We start from the raw sequence: 21,186 nt of genomic DNA, 5'->3' as shown, positions 1-21,186 counted from the left end.
GCGTGGGTTGGATAGGCGAAGATAACGCCGGCTGCTACTGCTTCGTTACCCGCCCCCGATTTGGCGCAGTCCCTGCCCCCTCGCCTCCAGCCAACGCCCCCAACCGGCGCGCCCCGCCGCCGTGGTGGAGGCGGTTTAGGGTAGCATAGGTTACTTTACCACATCCACGCCGTACAAATGAAACTTGCCATCCGAGGTCAGCACGGGCAAGGCCTCACTCAATGATTGCGCGATGATGAGCAGGTCGAATGGGTCGCCGTGGTCTTTCACTTTCGGCAGGCTGGCAATGTCCAATAGTTGGCTTTGCTTGATAGGCAGCAGCCCGATTTTCTGCTTCGTCCGCAACCGGCCGGTCATCTCCTGAAGTGGAATGCTTTTCAAGTCCAGCTTACCCAGCCGCTCCTTGATAGCCATTTCCCAAATGCTGGCCGGACTGAGCACGAACTCGTTTTGGCTGTCCGTCAAAATGTGCTGATAGGACGCCGGTAACGCTTGAAAGTCGCTAAAAAGCAAGATGAAAGCATTGGTGTCGAGCAGGTATTTCATTTACCGCTCGGCCAGTTAGCCGGACGCTCATGCGGCTCGAAGAAATCAGGATGCACGATAATCTTCCCCTTTAATAGATTGGGAATGATGTTCGACTTCTTGGCTGGCTTGGCAGCGGCTTTCTTCGCCGCGCCCGCTTTGGCCGGCGCAGCTTTCTTCTTAGGAGCGGTCGTGGGCATGGCATTGGGAGTTAGTGAGCGAAGATAACGCCGGCTGTTACCACTTCGTTACCCGCCGCCCCCACCCGGCGCGGTCCCTACCCCCTCGCCCCCGGCCAACGCCCCCAGCCGGCGCGCCCCGCCGCCGTGGTTGAAGCGGTTTAGGATAGCGGGAGTTTTAGAGCGGGAATAGATTATTGATGGATGCATTCGGAAAAGAATGCTAAATATTTTTAAATGAGTTAGTAACGAGCTAAGTGTAAATTTCGTATATTACTACATGCAGCCAGATAGCATTTGAAAAACGGGGCGAACCTGAAAAGCCATACGAGTAAGGAAAAGTAGTCGAAGATAACATGTCAAGAATTCCACTTACTTCTAACGAAGCTAACAAGATTGATTTGGACGCTGAGCAAAATGTTGAATTGCTTAAACGTCTGGTTCTTTATTGGCAATTCAGGTCTGCCGAACTTTTGCATCAAATTGAATCTTCGCGTCCTAACCTTTCTGACGAAGACCGCAAAAGATTCAGTGGTCAATAGGAGTTTCTATTCACTTGATTCGTTCATAACATAAAAAAGGTGTCTGCTTTATCCGCAGACACCTTTTTTATGTTACATTGTGACGAATGCATGTCATCAATTAGTCACACATTCTCATGATGAAATTTCTGCCATCTGTATTGTTCATCACGCCTTCATAGCATCCGTCATGCAGTTTTAAATGACACTTTGCTGTTTCTTCATTACCAGTGAGCTCAGTTAATTCTAAAATTCCGTCGTCGCTTACTATGCCTTGCAAGTTGTAGACTGCTCCGGGTCTTTTATTATAAAAGTAACTCCCTCTAACAACTCCCGTGTTTTTTAATACCAGGTTGAATGATGCAGAAAGTTTTCCTACACTTCCTGAAAAGAAGTGTTGTTCAGTCATATTATCTGAAGAATCAACATTTAAGTTATTATTTGCTGTGTCAACATCTGCTGTACTAACATCCGTTACGGAGCCGGAAGCACGATGAATACTAGTCACAGAATCTTGCGTGTTAATAACTGGTTGCGTTAGAGTGCCTGTTTCAACTTCGCTAGTTCTAGGCGTAGGGTATGATTCAATGGCTATAGCGTCGTCTATCTTGGTCCAAGTGTATCCTTTTCCCATACAGCCAGCGCACCGGCCACCTTTCTTGACGTAGGGGTAGATATCGTGGTCATAAACGCCGGTGCCGCTACAGTCCCGGCATGTCAGGCCACGCTTGTAACCAGGAGGCGGAGCTTCCTCACTGCTGTAACTGCTGGTAAAAGAGTCGTCGGCTTTGCTGCTACAGTTTGGTAACGACATGACTGACACGCCCAGTAATAACACTATAGCCAGTTTTTTGGTCAGCGTTTCGAGTTTCATGGTAAGTAATGGTCAGGTATTTTGGACATAGTTTAAGATTTAGCATGAAAAAACAAAAATATTAAAAATAATCAGCATTTTCAATTACTGGCGCAAATAGAGATTCCGCGAGTGCTAGTAGTGACGTTACAACAGCTCTTAGCTTCGTTTGAAAAATAAGAAAACCCTGCCGGCACAACTGCCAGCGGGGCTTTCCCATTCCTAACGTAACCCAACAACCTACACCGTGGGCAGCTCCACGTTCTCAAACCGCACGGCGCCGTCTTCCAGCACGGCCTCGACCACGGCATCTTTGCTGACGCGGCCGGCGAGAATGTCCTTGCTCAGCTCGTTGAGGATGATGCGCTGCAAGACGCGCTTGAGGGGCCTCGCGCCGAACTGCGGGTCGAAGCCTTGCTCGCCGAGGTAGTCGAGCACTTCGTCGGTGGCTTCGAGGCTGATGCCGGCCTCGTGCAGGCGCTGCTGAATCTGGCGGAACTGAATGTCCACGATGCGGCGGATTTCGCGGCGCTTCAGGGGCTGGAACATCACGATTTCGTCGATGCGGTTCAGGAACTCGGGGCGCATGTGCTGGCGCAGACGCTCGATAACTTCCTCGCGGGTGCGGTCCACTACCTCGTCGTGATTGTACTCATTCAGCTCCTTGAAATTGCGCTGAATGAGGTCCGCGCCGGTGTTCGAGGTCATGATGATAATGGTGTTCTTGAAGTTGGCGACCCGGCCTTTGTTGTCGGTCAGGCGGCCATCGTCGAGCACTTGCAGCAGGATGTTGAACACGTCGGGGTGCGCCTTCTCAATCTCATCGAGCAGCACCACGGAGTAGGGCTTGCGGCGCACGGCCTCCGTGAGCTGCCCGCCTTCGTCGTAGCCCACGTAGCCGGGAGGCGCCCCAATCAGGCGCGACGTGGCGTGGCGCTCCTGGTACTCACTCATGTCGATGCGCACCATCGCGTTTTCATCGTTGAACAGGTACTCGGCCAGAGCTTTCGCCAGCTCGGTTTTCCCTACCCCCGTCGTGCCGAGGAAGATGAAGGAGCCTATCGGCCGCTTAGGGTCCTGCAAGCCGGCGCGGGAGCGGCGCACGGCGTCGGAGATAGCCGCGATGGCCTCGCTCTGCCCAGCCACGCGCTTGCCCAGCTCGGCTTCCAGGTTCAACAGCTTCTCGCGGTCCGATTGCAGCATCTTGCTCACCGGGATGCCGGTCCACTTGGCCACGACCTCGGCGATGCTCTCGCTGGTCACGACCTCTTGCAGCATGGTTTCGCCGTCTTTGTTGGCGGCTTGGTCTTGCAGCTCCTTCAGGCGCTTTTCAGCCTCCTGAATCTTGCCGTAGCGCAGCTCCGCCACGCGGCCGTAGTCGCCCTGCCGCTCAGCCTGCTCGGCCTCGACCTTGAACCGCTCGATGGCTTCCTTCTGGGTCTGAATGTCGGTCAAAACCGCCTTCTCGCTTTCCCAGCGGGCCTTGAGGGAGTCGCGCTTCTCGTTCAGCTCGGCCAGGTCCTTGCTCAGCACGGCCTCGCGGTCGTGGTTGTTTTCGCGGCGGATGGCCTCGCGCTCAATCTCCAATTGCATGATGCGGCGCTGGATTTCGTCCAGCTCCACGGGCATGGAGTTCAGCTCGATGCGCAGCTTCGCGGCGGCCTCGTCCATCAGGTCGATGGCCTTGTCGGGCAGAAACCGGTCGGTGATATAGCGGGCGCTCAGCTCGACGGCCGCAATCACGGCGTCGTCGGTGATGCGCACGCCGTGGTGCAGCTCGTATTTTTCTTTGATGCCGCGCAGGATGCTGATGGCGTCCTCCGTGGTCGGCTCATCGACCAGCACGGCCTGGAAGCGGCGCTCCAGGGCCTTGTCTTTCTCGATGTACTTCTGGTACTCCTTAAGCGTGGTGGCACCGATGGCGTGCAGCTCGCCGCGGGCCAGGGCGGGCTTGAGCAGGTTGGCGGCGTCCATCGCGCCTTCGCCCCCGCCGCCAGCCCCGATGAGCGTGTGCATCTCATCAATGAAGAGCACAATCTGCCCCTCCGAGTCAGTCACTTCCTTAATGACGGCCTTGAGGCGCTCCTCAAACTCGCCCTTGTACTTGGCCCCGGCCACGAGCAGGCCCATGTCGAGGCTCATAATGGTTTTGTCGCGCAGGTTTTCGGGCACGTCGCCGGCCACGATGCGCTGAGCCAGGCCCTCGGCGATGGCCGTTTTTCCTACCCCCGGCTCGCCGAGCAACACCGGGTTGTTCTTGGTGCGGCGCGAGAGGATTTGCAGCACGCGGCGGATTTCCTCGTCGCGGCCAATCACGGGGTCCATCTTGCCGGTGCGCGCCCGCTCGTTGAGGTTCGTGGCGTAGCGGTTCAGGCTCTGGTACTGGTCCTCAGCGGTTGGGCTGGTCACCTTGCGCCCGCCGCGCAGCTCACGGATGGCGGCTTTCAGGTCCTTGTCGTTGAAGCCGGTGTCTTTGAGCAGGGTCGCCACGCTGTCCCGGCCGCCGAGGATGCCCAGCAGCAGGTGCTCGACCGACACAAACTCGTCGCCGAGGTCTTTCATGGCGGCGTTGGCGCGCTGCACGGCCGCCGCCGCGTCGTTGGCGAAGTAGGGCGAGCCGCCGCTCACCTTGGGGTAGGCGGCCACGAGGGCGTCGAGCCGCGGGGTGAGCACGTTTAGGTTGGCGCCCAGCTTGTTGGCCAGAAATGAGAACACGTTCTCGTCGCTCTGGAAGAGGCCCTTGAGCAGGTGCCCCGTTTCGACGGCCTGCTGCTGATTGCCCCCGGCGATTTCAGTGGCCTTCTGCACGGCCTCCTGCGCCTTGATGGTGAAGTTTTTAAAGTCCATTTTCGTAGTCGCTTGGTAGGTGCTTCGGGTGAGGAAGTTAGTACGCAGCGCCTAGCAAACCGGGTGCAAGATGGATTTTTCGGACTTTTTGGCTTAATTAGGCGCTCTATAGCCTAATAAGTCAAGACAAATTTTCAGCTTGTAGGAGATAAAAACGCTCATACGTAGTTTCTCCAATCAATTTTTGTCGGAATATTACGAAGTACCCTAGTTCGTAGATGATTAAATACAAGTTGAAACTCTTCCAACGACAATCCAATGTAAGAAAACTTTTCAATTTTTAAGTTTGTCAGAGTTGCAATTTCAGTATATATGTTCGACTTGCACGATACAACTATCTCCACGAGTGGATTATGCATCAATTCAGCGTGTTGCACAAATCTACTCCAATGCCGATTGTGAAAATAATCTTCGGCTATATCAACAGCGGCATATGCAAATTGCCAAGCAACAAGTGTATCGCCATCAGTTGTTATATGCGATGATTTGTCTTCGTTCCGCTTAAGTTTAATAACAAAAAATTTATCGTTCTTTATAATTAAATGGGAGAAAATGTTATTAAATTTCAAGTCCTCAACTTGCCAGTTAATGGAGCCACAATATTCGCAATGCTTTCCAATCTCACTTAATGTCTCCTCAATGCCGTCTGATACTTCTAGAATCGTAGTTTTCTCAATATACGAGATGACGTTTTCACTGGTATCAATAAAATCGGTCAATATTGAATGATGATAGGTTGCGCAACTTCTGCAAAGAATTTTATACGTTCTGTGTAGCATGTATATGTCAAGTTAAAGGCTGCGCAAGCAAATGAAATAAGTAGTCAACAAATGATTATTAGAACGATGAGTTTATTTCTAGTTGGTAGTTGTAAACTCCTGCGATATGCTTATTTATAGCGTACTCAACACAATGCTTCACAAAATCAATATCAGTATTATTAACGAGAAGATAGTACGTTCTATTCGCTCTCGCGGTGTCATCGGCAGATATATCTGCGTCTGAACTATAATCATTAGTGTCCTTGACTGCTACGTGAGAAACACCATGCTTAGGTTTTTTCAGATTTAAAACTTGCTTAGGAGTTAAGAACTCATAATCTACGAATTCTTCAAAGGTCTTCTTTATTCTTTATTTTTGTTACTACCAGTTGTTGTAAACTGAGTGACCTATTATAAATTGATGAGGCCAATGAAAAATGATTTCGGTCATTATAACAACCGCTTCTCCTGCTTCATCTGCGCCTGCCGCGCCGGCGGGGGGTAGGGGCGTCAGGCGGGGCTACTCTGTTTTGAGCACGTACCAAATGTTGTAGCGGTCGTGGCTGATGGCGTAGTTGGACAGGTTCAGGTGTTGGCAGTAAAAAGCGTACCGCTGCTCAACAGAGAAGGGCTGCTTGATGAGATGCTGCACAATGTCGGGCTCAAACGTGGTCAGGTAGTAGCGTTTGACTCGGAAAATGATTTGCCATAAGGCAGCTTTGGCCTCTGGCGCATACGGACTGAAATCAGCGGGAATGCTGCTTCCGCGTGGGAAAAGCTGAAAGTCGCTGTGGTAGATGAACCTCCCGTCGTCGGTCATCGAGCGAATCTCATATGCCTGGGTCAGCACGTCCCAATCGGGATGCAAGTGCTGGATGCTATACTCGATGTAGCCGCCGTGCCGGTCGCACTCGCAACGCAGACAGTATAGGTCACTCAGCACCCTTGCCCGCCCGCAACTGCTGGAACGCCTCCGCCGATTTTACGCCGGTAGCTGCCTCATGCGCCTCGTAGCGCTGGCGCAGGGCTTTCAGCACCGCTCGCTTACGCGCTTCGCTGAGCACCACATCTGACGCCTGAGCGTCTGGCAGAATTTGAGCGGTATTTTTCATGATTGTGCTAAGATACGCGGCACGTTGCAAACCAGTTCTATGCGCCCCCGACAACATTAAAACGCTGTTCTTTTTAGAAACAAACGCTTCCGCAGTTCCCTCCGCGCCGGCGGGGGGTAGGGAAGCAGGGCGGGGCCGGGGCACGCAACGGCGGCCACAGCGGGCGACGCGGGACGGGACAAATTCAGGGAGTGTCAATCCAGTTTTCCAACGGTAGGTTAGCTATACTGGTGAAATGGCGGGTGCTGCGCGTGACGAGGGTGAGGCCGTGCGCTAGCGCCGTGCTACCGATGAGGATATCAAAATCATCTGCCGGCCGTCCGCTTCGCCGCAAGGCCGCTTTCTGGCCGGCGAATATTTCCAGGGCCGGCGCGATGGGCAACACCTGTTCAGCAAATAGCTCCCTAAACTCCGCTACTTGTTGACGCTGCCGGACCTGCCAAACTGCGGTGCTATTAGCTGCGCCAAATAGCAATTCGGCGATAGTAATCTCAGATACGAAGCACAGCGCCAAACCAAGCGTAGCAATTTTCGCATCAAGCCGGTGTTCTCCTCGCAGAAAATGAACGCAGATGTTGGTATCGAGCAAATAGCCAGTGCTCATAACTCAATATCGGGCCGATTGCTCTGGCGGGATTCCTGTAACATCTTATTTATCTCGTCGCCCGTTTCATCCGACTGCCAAGAGCCAAACAGCGCCATAAACCGACGCTCCCGCTCCTCCAACGACACCTTGGCGGCAGGTGAAGCCGTGGCTTTCACGCCCAGCCGCTGTGCCAAACTCAGCAGCAAGTGCAGGTCGAATTCGTTGGTAGGCTCTAAGACGAGGGTAGTGGGCATATAATTAGTGAAGCGAAAGCTATTAAAGGGCAAAGCTTGCGAAGCTAAGTTACTGCAAAACCATAATAGCCGCTAGCCCTTTGTATCGCTAGTCCCGGTTGCGCTTGCCGCGCCGGCAGGGGGTAGGGGCGGCAGGCACTTTGCTAGTCTCAGCGCAGGGAGGTCGGAGAAAGCAATTCATAGTGGATTCTAATGACCTGGGCTGTCTGCCGGATGGGGGCGGGTCAAGCTCTACTCGCTTGGTGCTTATTTCTGAAAGGAAAGCTAGCTGCGCTTGAGTAGCTGCCCATCCCTGCCCGTAAACCGGAGCACAATCGGGTGCCGGTCTTTGGTTTTGGTGATGGGCGCCGTCAATGCAGCGCAGGTCGTCCAGCCGCTCGTCGGAAGTATGGCGCAGGCCCCCGAGTATGAGCTTATCCTTATCGTGCAAAGCCGGGGCAAGCACTACGTGGGCGGCCACTTGGCCGCCTACGCACCCGGCGACCTTGTGCTGCTGGGCCCCGACGTGCCGCATGCTGGAGAACGGAGTTCAACACGCACATCAAATCGCCCATCAAAGAAGTACCCCGACGTGCCGCATGCTGGAGAACGGAGCCCGGCTCTCCGGGCGAGAAAAACGCGGTTTCGGTGGTCGTGCAGTTCATCCACGACTTTCTGGGGAATGCCTTTTTCAGCAAGGCCGAGCTGCCGCCCGTCGAGCAGCTGCTGCGGCGCAGTGCCAGCGGTCTGCAGTTTGAAGGCTGCACGCCGGCCCACGTGCAGCCGCGCCCGCTGCAGCTAGCCCAGGAGCCCGACCCGCTCCGGCGCCTGCGGCGCCTGCTCGATATCCTGCAACACTTGGCGTCGGCGGAGGGCCAGGCCCTGGACCCGCAGCCGCGCAGCAGAACCCTGGTGCCGGCCGAGCGGGCGCGCTACCACCGGGTGATGACCTACCTCGTCGACCATTTCCGGGAAAGAATCACGCTGGCCCAGGCCGCCAGCGTGGCGGGCCTGATTCCCAATGCGTTCTGCAAGTATTGCAAAGCTCTGACCCGCAAAACCATCATCGAAACCGTAGTCGAATACCGCCTGCAGTACGCCGCTGAGCAGCTCACCGGGACCGGCAAACCCGTAGCGGAGATTTGCTACGACAGTGGTTTTGGGAATGTGTCGCGCTTCAATAAGACGTTCAAGGCGCAGCTTCAGCACACCCCGCTCCGGCACTGCCAGGCGTTTCGGGCGCCGCTGCCAGCAGCTTGATTTTATTGCTCAGCGTTGGCCCTCAAGCCTCGCTGGCCGGGCATCATCCCAGCCGGGATGGTGGCGCATATGCCAGTTGCGGTTAGCCCGCCGGCAGGGGGTAGGGATTAGTTGGCGCCCGCGCGTTTGTCGGGCGTTTGTGAAGCTGGATTTCGGTTGTTGGTGGGCGCGGTGCGTAAACGAGCCGGGCGCCTCGCCCCATTCCCTACCCCCCCCTATGCCGACTTTCACCGTTGAACGCCTTTCCTTCCAGCACCTCGCTGAGCTGCCCAACGCTTGGCAAAACGCCGACTACCTGGCCCTGCTCACCAAGCTGGACTACGATAACCCCGCCGCCATCGAGCCCACCGAGCTGAAGGCCATGTGCCAGATGGCGCTCACTGATTTGGAGCCGGGCGCCGCCGCGCCGCTCGTGCTGGAGCATCTGCTGGCCGGGCAGCTCACGGCCGGCCAGATTGAGCAGCTCAGCCACCAGATGCTGACCGAAAAGCTGTGGGAAGAAAACCCCAGGCTGGAGCTGCATCAGCACTTTTTCAACGCCACGCAACTGCTCTACGAAGCCTACAACGGGCAATTTCCGCACCCGCAGGCCGTCGAGTTCCAGGTGAAGGTGACGGCCGCCGACCCCGCCGACCTGGCCCTGTTTGACGAAGCGCCGGCGGCCCCGCTGCTGCGCCTGCTCGCGGCCGGGCTCTCGGACCATGCCCTGCTACACCGCTTGTTTGGCGAGCAGCTGGCGGGCGAGGCTTTCGCGGAGGCGCCGGCCATTCTCTGGCAGCTTACGCCGAGCGAAAAGACGGCCAGCAGCGTCGTATTCGACGTTATCAGCTCAGATTACTGGCTCGAAGAGTTTAAGTATGCCGACACGTATGAGGCGCCCACCCACGCCGACAAGGCCGCGGAAACCGCCGGCTAGGTTTTAGCTTCGGGGAGGCTTTTAATCAATTCGCTTCTTTTATGCTTGACCTCGTTATTGAAGCCCGGCAAGCGGCCATCAGTCCCGGCTTCGACGTGCGGCGCATTCTGCCCTACCGGCTGCGGCGGATGCTGGGCCCGTTTATTTTCCTGGACCACGCCGGGCCGGTGAGCCTGGCCCCGCCGCAGGTGCCCGCCGACCTGGACGTGCTGCCACACCCGCACATCGGGCTGAGTACGGTGAGCTATTTGTTTGGCGGGCAGGTCACGCACCGCGACAGCCTGGGCGTGGAGCAAATTATCCGGCCCGGCGAGGTGAACTGGATGACGGCCGGCGCCGGCATCGCTCATTCCGAGCGGTTTGAGGACCCGGCCGCGCTGGCCGGCAGCGCCTTGGAGATGGTGCAAACCTGGGTGGCCCTGCCCGAAAAGGACGAGGAGCAGGCGCCCGCCTTCGCCAACTACCAGCCCGAGCAGCTGCCCATCTTCACGGATAATGGCGTGTGGATGCGCCTGATTGCCGGCGATGCTTTTGGCCTGCGCAACGACGTGCAAACCCACTCGCCGCTCTTCTACCTGCACGTGGTGCTGCGAGCCGGCGCCCGCTTCGGCCTGCCACGCGGCTACCCCGAGCGCGGCGCCTACGTGGCCAAGGGCGCCGTCGAAGTCGGTGGTCGGGTATATGCCGCCGGTCAATTGTTGATTTTTACTGCTGGCCTCGACCCGGTTATCGTGGCCCGCGAAGCCAGCACGCTCATGCTACTGGGCGGCGAGCCGCTGGGCGAACGGTTTATCTGGTGGAATTTCGTGTCCTCACGCCGCGAGCGGATTGAGCAGGCCAAGGTGGATTGGGCGGCGGGGCGCATTTCCCTACCCCCCAACGATAACGGCGAGTTCGTGCCGCTGCCGCAGGATAAGTCGCGGCCGGCTGGCTCCGGCTCGCCCCCACCGCAGGCGCTGTCCTGAAAATTTAACTTTCTGGGGTGCTGGCGGGCGTGTAGGCCAGCACGTAGGCGGGTGGCAGGTTGCGCAGCACGTGCGTCTGCTCGCGCAGCCGGAAAAACCGCTTGAACAGCCTGGTGTTTTGCAGCGAATATTGAAACAGAACAAGCGTGCCGGCCGGCGCCAGCAGCTGCCGGGTGTGGGCCAGAATGCGCCAGCCCAGCCGCAGCGGCAGCGAGGAAAAAGGCAGGCCGCACACCACGTAGTCGACCGGCGGGGCGGCAATCTGCGCCAGGTACTCGCCGGTTTTGTCGGCTGAACCCAGCACGACGTGCACGTTGGGCTGCCCGGAATACCGCTCCTGCAAAAGCTGGCAGAACCGCTCGTTCACCTCGACCAGCACCACCACCGTGTCGGCCCGGCGCCGCCGGATGAGCAGGTCGGTGAAAACGCCGGTGCCGGGGCCGTACTCCACGATGCAGCGGGCCGCGGCAAAGTCCAGGGGTGCCATCACCTGCTCGGTAAGCTCCGGGGAGCTGGGCACCAGCGAGCCCACCGCGGCCGGATTATTAAAAAACTCTTCGACAAAAGCAGACAGCATAGCGAAGCGGGTAGAAATTGGAATGGCTACTGCATCGCCTGATGGCCCGCAGAGCTTACCGTTTACGGCCGGCAAGCGGCGTAAGATGAGTTGGGCGCCCGGACAAGGGTACGGGGGCAGCGCGGCTGGGGGCAGGCAGCCTGGCTCCCTACCCCTGGTCTTTCGCCCGATGTATCAGTTCTTGCGCCATGACTTATTTCGTCTCCGAAAACTCCGTGGTGCGCGCTATCTGGGCCAAAGCCGACACCGTGCTGTTCATCTTCGCCGGGGCCGCGGCCGAGTTTGCCCTGAACAAGGCCGTGGACTGGCTCTACTTCACCGGCCGGCTGCCCGCCGACCCACTGGCCCGCCTGTTCTCGACGGTGGAGTACGCCCGCCAGATTGTGTACTCCGACCAGGCCGGCGCCGAGCGCGCCATCGACACCATTGCCGCCATCCACGGGGCCGTGGAAGCCCAGCGTGGCCAGGCCATCCCCGATTGGGCGTACCGCGACGTGCTATTTCTGCTCATCGACTATTCCATCCGCGCCTTTGAGGTGCTGGAGCGCCCGCTCACCCCGGCCGAAAAGAACGAGATAGTAGATGTCTTCGTCCGAGTAGGCCAGCGTATGGGCCTGACCGGGCTGCCCGCCACCTACGCCGCGTGGCAGCCGGTGCGGCAGCAGCACCTGGCCGCCGACCTGGCGTACAGCCGCTTCACCGCCGACTTGTACCGGCAGTATCGGCGGCACCTGGGGCCGCTGCGCTACTGGCTGCTGCGCCAGGCCCAGCGGCTGGTGGTGCCCGCAACTGCGCGCGAGCAGCTGGCCCTGGGCCCGGAGTCCTGGCTGCGGCCGGTGCTGCCGCTCTACCGCCGCACGCAGCGGCTGGCGCTGGGCCGCTGGCTGAAATCGACGCTGCTTCCGCCGGCCTATAAGCAGCAGATTCTGGCGCTGGATGGCGAACCGGCAAACCTCACCCCCGGCCCCTCTCCAAAAGAGAGGGGAGCCTGATGGGAATTAAGAGGGAAGAGTTAAAATGGAACATCCCTACCCCCTCACTTGGCTTAATGCTGGCTAAAGAGGTAGGATGTTTAATATTAACTCTTCACTTTTAACCCCCCACAAGCGCCACCGTGGCTCCCCCTCTTTTTTGGAGAGAGGGCCGGGAGGTGAGGTTACGCGGAGGCCGACTCCCTACCCCCCTAGTTTACCTGATACGGCGTCACGCCCATGTTCTGGAATAGGAAGGCCCACTTGTCGGTCTGCTCGCTGATAACCTGGGCCGTGGAGCGGCCCGCGCCGTGGCCGGCCTTGGTTTCGATGCGGATGAGCACCGGGGCGGCGCCTTTCTGCGACTCCTGCAATTTCGAGGCAAACTTGAACGAGTGCGCGGGCACCACGCGGTCGTCGTGGTCGGCGGTGGTTACCAGCGTGGCGGGGTAGGCCGCCGGCTGGAGGGCGTGGTAGGGCGAGTACTTATGGAGGTAGTCGAACATCTCCTTCGAGTCCTGGGCGGTGCCGTAGTCGTAGGCCCAGCCCGCGCCGGCCGTGAACTGGTTGTAGCGCAGCATGTCCATCACGCCCACCGCCGGGAAGGCTACTTTGAACAGCTCCGGGCGCTGCGCCATCGTGGCGCCCACGAGCAGGCCGCCGTTGGAGCCGCCCGAGATGGCGAGGTAGTCCTTGCTGGTGTAGTTGCTCTTAATCAGGTACTCGGCGGCGGCAATGTAGTCGTCGAACACGTTCTGCTTTTGCAGCTTGGTGCCGGCCAGGTGCCACTTTTCGCCGTACTCGCCGCCGCCGCGCAGGTTGGGCACGGCGTAGATGCCGCCATTCTCCAGCAGCACGATGTTGGAGGTGCTGAAGCCGGGCGTCAGATTGACGTTGAAGCCGCCGTAGGCGTAGAGCAGCGTCGGGTTTTTGCCGTTCAGCACCAAGCCCTTCTTGTGGGTGATAATCATCGGCACGCGGGTGCCGTCTTTCGAAGTATAAAACACCTGCTTCGACTCATATTTCGTAGGGTCGAACTGCACGCCGGCTTTCTTATAGACCATCGATTTGCCGGTGGCAATATCGTATTTGAAGATGGTCGGCGGGTAGATGTAGGACGTGAAGGTGTAGTAGGTTTCCTTCTCGGTTTCCTTGGTGTCGAAGCCGCCGGCCGTGCCCACCGAGGGCAGCGCGATGCTGCGCTCCTTGTTGCCGCTGCGGTCGTACTGCTCGATGTAGGACGTGGCGTCTTTGAGGTAGTTGGCGAAGAGCTTGCCGCCGCCCGTGGCGATGCTCAGCACGTTTTTATTCTCGGGAATCAGGTCTTTCCAGTGGGCCGGCTGCGGCGCGGCGGCATCCACCGTCACAACGCGGTTGTTGGGCGCGTTGAGGTTGGTGAAGATGTAGAGCTTGCTGCCCACGTTGTCCACCACATTTACTTCACTCTTCTCATTGTCAATAATCTGCACGATGGCGCTGCCGGGCTTGCTCAAATCCTGGATGTACAGCTCGTTGCCGGTCGTGGTGTTGGCGGCGCTGATGACCAGAAACCGCTCGTCTTCGGTGAGGGAAGCGCCGATGTAGCGGCGCGGCGTCTGCTCGCCGCCGAAGATGAGCTTGTCGGTGCTCTGCTTGGTGCCCAGCTTGTGGTAGAAAAGCTTGTGAATCTGGGTTTTGCCAGCCAGCTGGCTGCCGGCCTTGGGCTTGTCGTAGGAGCTGTAGTAGAAGCCGTCGTTGCCGCGCCAGGCCAGACCCGAAAACTTCACGTCCTTGAGCGTGTCGCCCACGATGGACTTGTCGGCGGTTTTGAGCACAATCACCTTGCGCCAGTCCGAGCCGCCCTCCGAAATCTGGTAGGCGGCCAGGCTGCCGTCCTTGCTGAAGTTGATGCCCGCCAGCGAGGTCGTGCCATCCTTGGAGAACTTATTGGGGTCGAGAAACACCTCCGGCGCACCCGCCGCCCCCAGCTGCCGGTAGAGCACCGACTGGCTTTGCAAGCCCGTGTTCTTGCTGAAATACATGTACTTGCCTTCCTTGAAGGGCGCGCCGTATTTCTCGTAGTTCCACAGGATTTCGAGGCGCTTATGAATGGCGTCGCGGTAGGGAATCTGGGCCAGGTAGTGCTGGGTCACCTTGTTTTCTTCCTGCACCCAGGCCTTGGTGTCGGCGGCTTGGTCGTTTTCGAGCCAGCGGTAGGGGTCGGGTACTTTGGTGCCGAAGTAGGTGGTGACGGTATCGCCTTTTTTCGTGGCGGGGTAGGGGAGGGTTTTGATGGACATCTGGGCAAAAGCGGGCGCGCTGAGCAGCAGCGCCATTAGTGGGACGAAGTAGTTTCTCATTGGGCAAGGGGGTAGGAAATGAAGGACCGGGCAAACCGCCGGCCTAAGATAGCAATTCGGCGTTGTGCTTATTCCAAGGTCGAACTGGCTTTGGCCAAGCAAGGGGGGTAGGGAAACGCTAGGTTCTGCTGAACAAGTGTAGAGACGCGACACTTCGCGTCTCCTTGCGGGTAGCAAGGGCGCAGTAATCTCCTAACATCTGGATTACCCTACCCCTCCTCATGCGAGCAGACGCGAAGTGTCGCGTCTCTACCTCGTGCAGCGGCCCTACTCCGCCAGCAGGTTCTGCCCGCGCAGCCAGTCAAAAATCAGCTGGTCCACCGCCGACACGTCGGGCCGATGCCGGTAGCTGAGCCACACTACTTCCTCAATTTCGGCCGCCGCTTGCAGCTGCCCGGTGTAGCGCGGGGCGTAGTAGCAGCTCATGCGCACGAGCACGCCCGGCGCGTGGCCGTGGGCGGGCGCCTCGAAGGTGCCGGCAAACACCAGGCTGGCCGGGTCCAAGGTCACGGTCAGCTCCTCGCGGATTTCGCGTAGCAGGGTTTGCTCGTCGGTTTCACCGGGCTCGCGCTTGCCGCCGGGCAGGTAATATTTGTCCTTGCCGCGGCTGCGGGTGCTGAGGATGTGGCCGTCGCGCAGGTGCAGCCAGGCGATTTTGGTAATCATGCAGGGCGATTTGCTACAGCCGCAGCCACGCGATGCGTCACACACTTCCTGTTAAGTGAAGGATATGTTGGAGCCGTTAACTCGGACATATACACCCTCGCGAACATTCTCGGCCGTTACAATCACCTCTTTGCCCAGCGCACCGGAAATGGCTACCAAGTATGCCATTAGCCGATGATGGTCTTCCATTGATACAATTTGTGAAGGGTCAACATCGTTCTCAATTTCGTTATCGGTGAAAAAATGACATTTCAACTGCACCTTGTCTAAATAGATTATACCCCACGGATTGGCTACGCCTCCGCTCTCATCCCACCAGGCAGCGATATAGTCCGCGTCAATAGCATCTAGCGTTTCACCGTTGCAGTGGTTTAAGGCTGCCCAGCGTACAGAATAGTTAAGATTGACATACTTAATCCACTGATGCCAATCTTGGCGTGTGGCATTCAGCACGTAGATGTCGCGCCAAGAACCGTCAATTTCATACACTCCTGTTCGGAGTTCCTCCCACGTCATCATGTTGTGTGCTGGCTAAGTTCAGAATTAAGATGAGTAATACTGGATAAGTACCAGAGGCGTACTTAAGCTAGAATCTGAGCTTCAATTCGCCGCCCTGGCCCCTGCGTTCTTCACGTACTTGTTCAGCCACGAATCCATTTCCCAGAGCATGTGGAGCAGGTTTTCGCGGGCGGCGTAGGAGTGTGATTCGGCGGGCAGTACCACGTAGCGCACCGTGGCGCCGTGGCCTTTGAGGGCGGCGTAGAACCGCTCGGTCTGGATGGGGAAGGTGCCGGAGTTGTTGTCGGCCTCGCCGTGGATGAGCAGCAGCGGGGTCTTGATTTTATCGGCGAAATCAAACGGCGACATGGCCTGATAGACTTCCGGCGCCTGCCAGTAGGTGCGCTCCTCGCCCTGAAAGCCGAAGGGTGTGAGCGTGCGGTTGTAGGCGCCGCTGCGGGCCAGGCCGGCCTTGAACAGGTTGGAGTGGGCCAGCAGGTTGGCGGTCATGAAGGCGCCGTAGGAGTGGCCCATCACGGCCACGCGGCCCGCATCGACGACGCCGCGGCGGGCGCCCTCGTCGATGGCGGCTTTGGCGCTGGCCACCAGCTGCTCAATGTAGGTGTCGTTGGGCTCTTTGCCGCCCTCGCCCACGATGGGCACGCTCACGTTAGCCATGACGGCGTAGCCCTGCGTGACCCAGAACACCGGCGAGGCCCAGCTCAGCCGCGTGAACGTGTAGGGCGAGCCGCTGACCTGCCCGGCGTTGGCCTTGTCCTTGAACTCGCGGGGGTAGGCTTCCATGAGCGTGGGCAGCGCGCCGTCGGCTTTCTTGTAGTTGGGCGGCAGGTACAAATCGGCGGTCAAGTCCACGCCATCGGCGCGCTTAAACTTAATCTGCTCCTTGCGGAAAGAGCCGCCGAAGGCAGCGTAGGGATTCGTGAACTTGGTGACGGGCTGCGGCGCGCCCTTCTTACCGGCCGTGCGCAGGTAGTAGTTCGGCGGCATGGTAGCTGTCTCGCGGCGGGTGAGCAGCTGGCGCTTACTCGCGTCAATAATAGCCACCGGGATTTCGTAGGCGGGTGCCTCGGAGCGAAACCAGCGGTTGGTTTTCTTGCTCGTCAAGTCCAGCTCATCCACGAAGGGCCGGTCGCCCTCGGGTGAGGCGCCCTGGCCCAGCAGGTAGATGGTTTGATTGGCCGCGCCGCCGGTCAGCAGCACATTTTTGCCTTGCGCATTGCGGTGGGTGTAGGGCTGACCGGGGTTTTTGTAGGTGTCCTGGGCCGAGCCGTCGAAGAGCACCACGGGCGCGGCGCCGGGCGCGGCGGGGCGAATTTGCCAGGTCGTTTCGTGGCGGTCGGCCCAGCGGTAGCCGTCCACCAGGGCTAGATTATCGGTGCCCCAGGTGATGCCGGCGTAGCGCAGGGGTAGGGCGGTCAGCTCCTGGGCCGGGCCGGCAAAAGGAGCGGAGAGCAGGAAAACCTTATCCCGAATGTCGGCCTTCACCTTGGGGTCGCCGCCGTCCTGGGCCTCGGCGTAGCAGAGCGTGGCGGGGGCGTCGGCGCGCCACTGAAACTCACGTGGGCCGGTCGGGGCGGCGTCGAAGTTGGTGGGCACGTTGTCGGCCAGCGGCAGGTCGGCGATGGTTTTAACTACGGCGCCGGTTTGGGCATCGAGCACGTCGATTTTCTGCGGAAACGAGCTGATGGGCAGCGTGTAGGAGTAGGGCCGGTGGCGGGCGCGCAGCAGCACGTATTTGCCATCGGGCGAGGACGAAGCGGTTTGGATGACGGCCGGCTGGCCCAGCGGCTGGGCGGTACCATCGGCCAAGCTCACTCGCACCAGCTGGGCCGTGGCGTAGTGGTCGAGTAGGCGCTCATCGGCCGGGTTTTTCAGCAAATCCTGGTAGGTCCGCGCGCCGGCCTTGCGGCCGCCCACGTTCTCCTGCACGGTCGGGCCAGTGGGCGCGGCGTCGGCGTCGGGAGCGGCGCCGCGACCGGCGGGCACGGTGCGCGCCAGCAGGCTGCGCGAGTCGGGCGTCCACTCGAAAGAGTTGCCGAAGGCATCGTTGAGCGGGGCGGCCAGCAGGCGGCGGGCCTGGGCCGTGGCTACGTCGGCCACCCACAGCTCCACGCGGCCGTCGGCGCCGGTGGCGGCGGGCGTGGTCAGGGCGAAGGCCATCGTTTTATTATCCGGCGACCAGCTCAGGCCGCTGATGCGGGCCTGGGCGGGCAGGCCCTTTACGTCGGTTTCGGCGCCGCCGGGCAGCTTTTTCAGCTTGAGGCCCACGGCGTAGCTCACCCGGCTGGGGCCGTTGGTGCGCGGGTTGAGGCGCAGGCCGGCCAGGCGCAATTCGGGCTGCGAGAGTTCGGCGACGGTGGGGAAATCCTGCACCGCCAGCAGGGCCAGCGTGCGCCCATCGGCGCTGAGGCTGACGCGGGGGGTAGGCGGCGCCAGCAGCAAATCCTGAAGGGCTTTGGGCGGCGTCTGGTACTGAAATTCCTGGGCCTGGGCCACGGCAGCGGTCATAAGCAGCGAGAGGGCGAGCAAAAGACGTTTCATACGCACGGAGGGGGTAGGGAGTGAAAGCGGCGACGACCCTGGAAAAGTAGTAGATATTATTGATTATCTGCTTTTAACTGCGCCGGCTTTGGTGCGTATTGTCAGCAGAAGGCTAGGTTTCTTATTTTTTAAAGTGTTATGGTCGGTAGGAAAAAAGGCGGTCATGCAGAGCGCAGCGAAGCATCTCGCTCGCGGCACTAATCCCATCGTTGTTTGCCCTTGATTACTGCCGCTCGCCAGATGCTTCGCTCCACTGCGCTGCGCGCTGCATGACCGCCTTGTTGCCTGCCGTCTACACCTCCTAAGTATGCATCATTATTCCACTCAACGACTGCTGTTCAGTGCCCTGCTTTGGCTGAGCGGCACCGCTGCTCAGGCCTGCGCCGTGTGCCGCCCGCGCGTGCAGGCCGGCATTCACAACGAAGCCTACGCCGCCAACCTGGCGCTGGTGCTGCTGCCCGTGGCCATGCTGCTGCTCGGCGGACTGGGCCTGTTTTTCGCCGAAAATATCCAGCAGCGTTTCCGCCCGCGCCGCGCCTGAGTTCACTGCCATGAGTCCATTCCCTACCCCCCCGTCGCCGGCCAACCGCCCAAACCGCACGCCGCTCATCGCCGCCGGCCTGCTGCTGGGCGCCGGCCTCGGCGGCTTCGTCGATGGCATCGTGCTGCACCAAATCTTGCAGTGGCACAACCTGTTATCCAATCAGCTGCCGCCCGATACGCTGGTGCGCGCCAAGATTAATATGTACTGGGACGGCGTTTTCCACGCGGCCGTGTGGCTGATGACTGCCTTGGGACTATCCATGCTCTGGCGCGCCGCGGGCCGGCCCGACGTGCCGCACTCCGGCCGCACGTTGCTCGGCGGGCTGCTGCTGGGCTGGGGCCTGTTTAATGTGGTGGAGGGCCTAATCGACCATCAGCTGCTCGGCCTGCACCACGTCAATGAATACACGAACAACAAGCTGCCCTGGGACCTGGCTTTCCTCGCGTTTGGTGTGCTGCTGCTGCTGAGCGGCGCGGCGCTGGTACGGGCCGGGCGCAACATGAATGGCGAAGTTGGGGTTAAGGAAGCTGCGGCCCGGCACTAGGACAGACCCGGCATAGGATATGGTAAAAGCAGGAAGCCGAATTGTCATTGCGTGGAGCGCGGTCTTGCTGCTGGGTCTGCTGGCGCCGGGGGGGGTAGGGGCGCAGCCGGCCGCCCTGGGCGGCGCGCCAACCGCCGCCGCGCCGCTCACGCTGCCGGAGTGCGTGCGCTTTGCCCTGCAAAACCAGCCCCTGGTGCGGCAGGCGCGGCTCGATGAGCAGGTGAACGAGACCGATATCCGCCTGGGGCTGGCCGGCTGGCTGCCGCAGGTGGGGCTGACCGCCGACGCCCGGCGCAACTTTCAGCTGCCCTTCGTGGTGCTGCCCGGCGCCGATGGCACCGTGACGCCCCGGCAGGTGGGCCTGAAAAATATCTCAAATTTTAGCCTGGCCGGCACGCAGGCGCTCTACAATCAGGACGTGTACCTGGCCCTGCGGCAGGCGCGGCCCTCGCGGCAGTTTGCCCGGCAGAACACGGCCCTGGTGCGCACCAACCTGGTGGCCGACGTGAGCCGCGCCTTTTACGACGTGCTGCTGGCCCAGCAGCAGGTGCGCGTATACGAGTCCGACCTCGTGCGCCTGGGCCGCGGCCTGCGCGACGCCCGCGCCCGCTACGAGGCCGGCATCAGCGACAAGATTGACTTCCGGCAGGCCGAAATCTCGCTCAACACCTCGCGGGCGGCCCGCAAGCAGGCGCTGGAAAGCGTGAAGGGCAACACGGCGGCGCTCAAGGAATTCATGGGCTTGCCCGGTGCGCAGCCGCTGGCCGTGCGCTACGACTCGGCCCGGCTGGAGCAGGACGCCGTGCTCGACACCATCACGGGCCTGAACCCGAACAACCGGCTCGAGATTCAGCTCTTGCAAACTCAGAAAACCTTGCAGGCGGCCCAGATTGGCTACTACCGCTGGGGGTTTCTGCCCGAAGTGGGCTTGTTTGGCAACTACAATACGGTGTTTCAGAACAATAGCCTCGGCGACCTGTACAGCCGGCGGTTCCCCAATTCGTTTGGTGGCGTGCAGCTCACGCTGCCCATCTTGCAGGGGGGTAGGCGGCGGCAAAGCCTGCGCCGCGCCCGCCTGCTCGATGAGCGGCTGGACGAGGACCTGACCAGCACGCGCAACCAGCTCAACACCGAGTTTGAGCAGGCGCTGGCCACGTACAAGGGCTACTACGCCGACTACCAGTTTGGCCGGCAGAACCTGGCGCTGGCGCGGGAAGTCTTTCAGATTGTGGACTTGCAGTACCGCGAGGGCATCAAATCCTTTCTGGACGTGCTGGTGGCGCAGACCACGCTGCGCTCGGCCGAGCTGACGTACAATGTGGCCTTGTTTCAGGTGCTCACCAGCAAGGTGGACGTGCTGCGGGCACGGGGCGAGTTGGCGGTGGAGTGAGGTATGAGTGCGATTAAGTAAGGCGGTCATGCAGAGCGCAGCGAAGCATCTCGCTCGCTTGCTAATTCAAATGGTTGAACGATTAGATTACTTCCCCAAGCGAGATGCTTCGCTGCGCTCTGCATGACGTTCTAGCTCTGTAATCAATCCTTTATGATAAATACCATTCGCTGCGGCCTTTTAAGTATCCTGTTGCTGGCGGCTTGCGGCAAGAAGGAGAAGGAAGACGATAAAAAGGGGGGCGCGGCCGACGACGGCCCTACCCCCGTCAAGCTGGTGGCCGCTCAGGAGCAGCAGGCCATTTATTATGATGAGTACCCGGCGCGGGTGGCGGCGC

Annotated in this window: 21 protein-coding genes and 1 pseudogene; 8 read left to right on the top strand and 14 right to left on the bottom strand. The window is 59.6% G+C overall.

What is annotated here, in order from left to right; translation table 11 throughout:
* Positions 1–150 precede the first annotated feature (150 nt).
* From ACFE70_RS18665 to ACFE70_RS18625, 9 genes are all read right to left on the bottom strand, one after another.
* A complete protein-coding gene (locus ACFE70_RS18665; RefSeq protein WP_375419300.1) occupies positions 151–546 on the bottom strand; it encodes a type II toxin-antitoxin system VapC family toxin in 396 nt (131 codons plus the stop codon).
* On the bottom strand, positions 543–725 hold the full coding sequence (locus ACFE70_RS18660) for a hypothetical protein (RefSeq protein ID WP_375419299.1): 183 nt from the start codon (positions 723–725) through the stop codon (positions 543–545). The genes ACFE70_RS18665 and ACFE70_RS18660 overlap by 4 nt, the downstream gene beginning before the upstream one ends.
* Positions 726–1,346: 621 nt before the next feature.
* Positions 1,347–2,099, bottom strand: coding sequence for a hypothetical protein (locus ACFE70_RS18655; RefSeq protein ID WP_375419298.1), 753 nt, complete (start codon positions 2,097–2,099; stop codon positions 1,347–1,349).
* Positions 2,100–2,318: 219 nt separating this feature from the next.
* A complete protein-coding gene (gene clpB, locus ACFE70_RS18650; protein WP_375419297.1) occupies positions 2,319–4,925 on the bottom strand; it encodes an ATP-dependent chaperone ClpB in 2,607 nt (868 codons plus the stop codon).
* A 158-nt stretch (positions 4,926–5,083) separates the two neighbouring features.
* Positions 5,084–5,644: a hypothetical protein gene (locus ACFE70_RS18645; protein ID WP_375419296.1), complete on the bottom strand. Its 561-nt coding sequence runs from the start codon at positions 5,642–5,644 to the stop codon at positions 5,084–5,086.
* A gap of 562 nt (positions 5,645–6,206) precedes the next feature.
* Positions 6,207–6,629 (bottom strand): hypothetical protein, encoded by a 423-nt coding sequence (locus ACFE70_RS18640; protein ID WP_375419295.1) that lies wholly within the window; start codon positions 6,627–6,629, stop codon positions 6,207–6,209.
* Positions 6,619–6,798 carry a hypothetical protein gene (locus ACFE70_RS18635; RefSeq protein ID WP_375419294.1) on the bottom strand — a complete coding sequence of 60 codons (180 nt, stop codon included), beginning with the start codon at positions 6,796–6,798 and terminating at the stop codon, positions 6,619–6,621. Before ACFE70_RS18635 ends, ACFE70_RS18640 begins: the two co-directional genes overlap by 11 nt.
* Positions 6,799–6,982: 184 nt before the next feature.
* Entirely contained in the window at positions 6,983–7,402 is a 420-nt protein-coding gene (locus ACFE70_RS18630) for a type II toxin-antitoxin system VapC family toxin (protein ID WP_375419293.1), read from the bottom strand.
* Positions 7,399–7,638: a hypothetical protein gene (locus ACFE70_RS18625; protein WP_375419292.1), complete on the bottom strand. Its 240-nt coding sequence runs from the start codon at positions 7,636–7,638 to the stop codon at positions 7,399–7,401. Before ACFE70_RS18625 ends, ACFE70_RS18630 begins: the two co-directional genes overlap by 4 nt.
* 633 nt (positions 7,639–8,271) lie before the next feature.
* On the opposite strand from ACFE70_RS18625, the gene ACFE70_RS18620 reads away from it, so the two are divergent.
* From ACFE70_RS18620 to ACFE70_RS18610, 3 genes are all read left to right on the top strand, one after another.
* Complete coding sequence (locus tag ACFE70_RS18620) at positions 8,272–8,877, top strand: helix-turn-helix transcriptional regulator (protein WP_375419291.1); 606 nt, start codon at positions 8,272–8,274, stop codon at positions 8,875–8,877.
* Between the two features lie 217 nt (positions 8,878–9,094).
* A complete protein-coding gene (locus tag ACFE70_RS18615; RefSeq protein ID WP_375419290.1) occupies positions 9,095–9,793 on the top strand; it encodes a hypothetical protein in 699 nt (232 codons plus the stop codon).
* Positions 9,794–9,834: 41 nt separating this feature from the next.
* Complete coding sequence (locus tag ACFE70_RS18610) at positions 9,835–10,758, top strand: pirin family protein (protein ID WP_375419289.1); 924 nt, start codon at positions 9,835–9,837, stop codon at positions 10,756–10,758.
* A 4-nt stretch (positions 10,759–10,762) separates the two neighbouring features.
* On the opposite strand, the gene ACFE70_RS18605 is transcribed toward ACFE70_RS18610, so the two are convergent.
* Positions 10,763–11,335 carry a class I SAM-dependent methyltransferase gene (locus ACFE70_RS18605; protein ID WP_375419288.1) on the bottom strand — a complete coding sequence of 191 codons (573 nt, stop codon included), beginning with the start codon at positions 11,333–11,335 and terminating at the stop codon, positions 10,763–10,765.
* A 188-nt stretch (positions 11,336–11,523) separates the two neighbouring features.
* Between ACFE70_RS18605 and ACFE70_RS18600 the strand changes: the two genes are divergently transcribed.
* A complete protein-coding gene (locus ACFE70_RS18600) occupies positions 11,524–12,327 on the top strand; it encodes an oxygenase MpaB family protein (RefSeq protein WP_375419287.1) in 804 nt (267 codons plus the stop codon).
* Positions 12,328–12,518: 191 nt separating this feature from the next.
* On the opposite strand, the gene ACFE70_RS18595 is transcribed toward ACFE70_RS18600, so the two are convergent.
* The 4 genes from ACFE70_RS18595 to ACFE70_RS18580 form a co-directional block, all read right to left on the bottom strand.
* Positions 12,519–14,645, bottom strand: coding sequence for a prolyl oligopeptidase family protein (locus ACFE70_RS18595; protein ID WP_375419286.1), 2,127 nt, complete (start codon positions 14,643–14,645; stop codon positions 12,519–12,521).
* A 267-nt stretch (positions 14,646–14,912) separates the two neighbouring features.
* Positions 14,913–15,311 carry an NUDIX domain-containing protein gene (locus ACFE70_RS18590; protein WP_375419285.1) on the bottom strand — a complete coding sequence of 133 codons (399 nt, stop codon included), beginning with the start codon at positions 15,309–15,311 and terminating at the stop codon, positions 14,913–14,915.
* Positions 15,312–15,362: 51 nt separating this feature from the next.
* Positions 15,363–15,830, bottom strand: coding sequence for a hypothetical protein (locus ACFE70_RS18585; RefSeq protein ID WP_375419284.1), 468 nt, complete (start codon positions 15,828–15,830; stop codon positions 15,363–15,365).
* A gap of 81 nt (positions 15,831–15,911) precedes the next feature.
* Entirely contained in the window at positions 15,912–18,371 is a 2,460-nt protein-coding gene (locus ACFE70_RS18580; RefSeq protein ID WP_375419283.1) for a prolyl oligopeptidase family serine peptidase, read from the bottom strand.
* A 307-nt stretch (positions 18,372–18,678) separates the two neighbouring features.
* Here ACFE70_RS18580 and ACFE70_RS18575 point away from each other — a divergent pair, with 307 nt between their 5' ends.
* From ACFE70_RS18575 to ACFE70_RS18560, 4 genes and pseudogenes are all read left to right on the top strand, one after another.
* Positions 18,679–18,912, top strand: coding sequence for a hypothetical protein (locus tag ACFE70_RS18575; RefSeq protein WP_375419282.1), 234 nt, complete (start codon positions 18,679–18,681; stop codon positions 18,910–18,912).
* Between the two features lie 10 nt (positions 18,913–18,922).
* Positions 18,923–19,459, top strand: coding sequence for a DUF2243 domain-containing protein (locus tag ACFE70_RS18570; RefSeq protein ID WP_375419281.1), 537 nt, complete (start codon positions 18,923–18,925; stop codon positions 19,457–19,459).
* 19 nt (positions 19,460–19,478) lie between these two features.
* Positions 19,479–20,849 (top strand): TolC family protein, encoded by a 1,371-nt coding sequence (locus tag ACFE70_RS18565; protein ID WP_375419280.1) that lies wholly within the window; start codon positions 19,479–19,481, stop codon positions 20,847–20,849.
* Positions 20,850–21,002: 153 nt separating this feature from the next.
* Positions 21,003–21,186 (top strand): annotated as a pseudogene (locus ACFE70_RS18560) (hypothetical protein); the annotation flags it as partial.

This window comes from uncultured Hymenobacter sp. (genome assembly GCF_964243305.1).
Classification (GTDB): Bacteria; Bacteroidota; Bacteroidia; order Cytophagales; family Hymenobacteraceae; genus Hymenobacter.
This window is presented reverse-complemented; position numbering and strand designations above follow the sequence as displayed.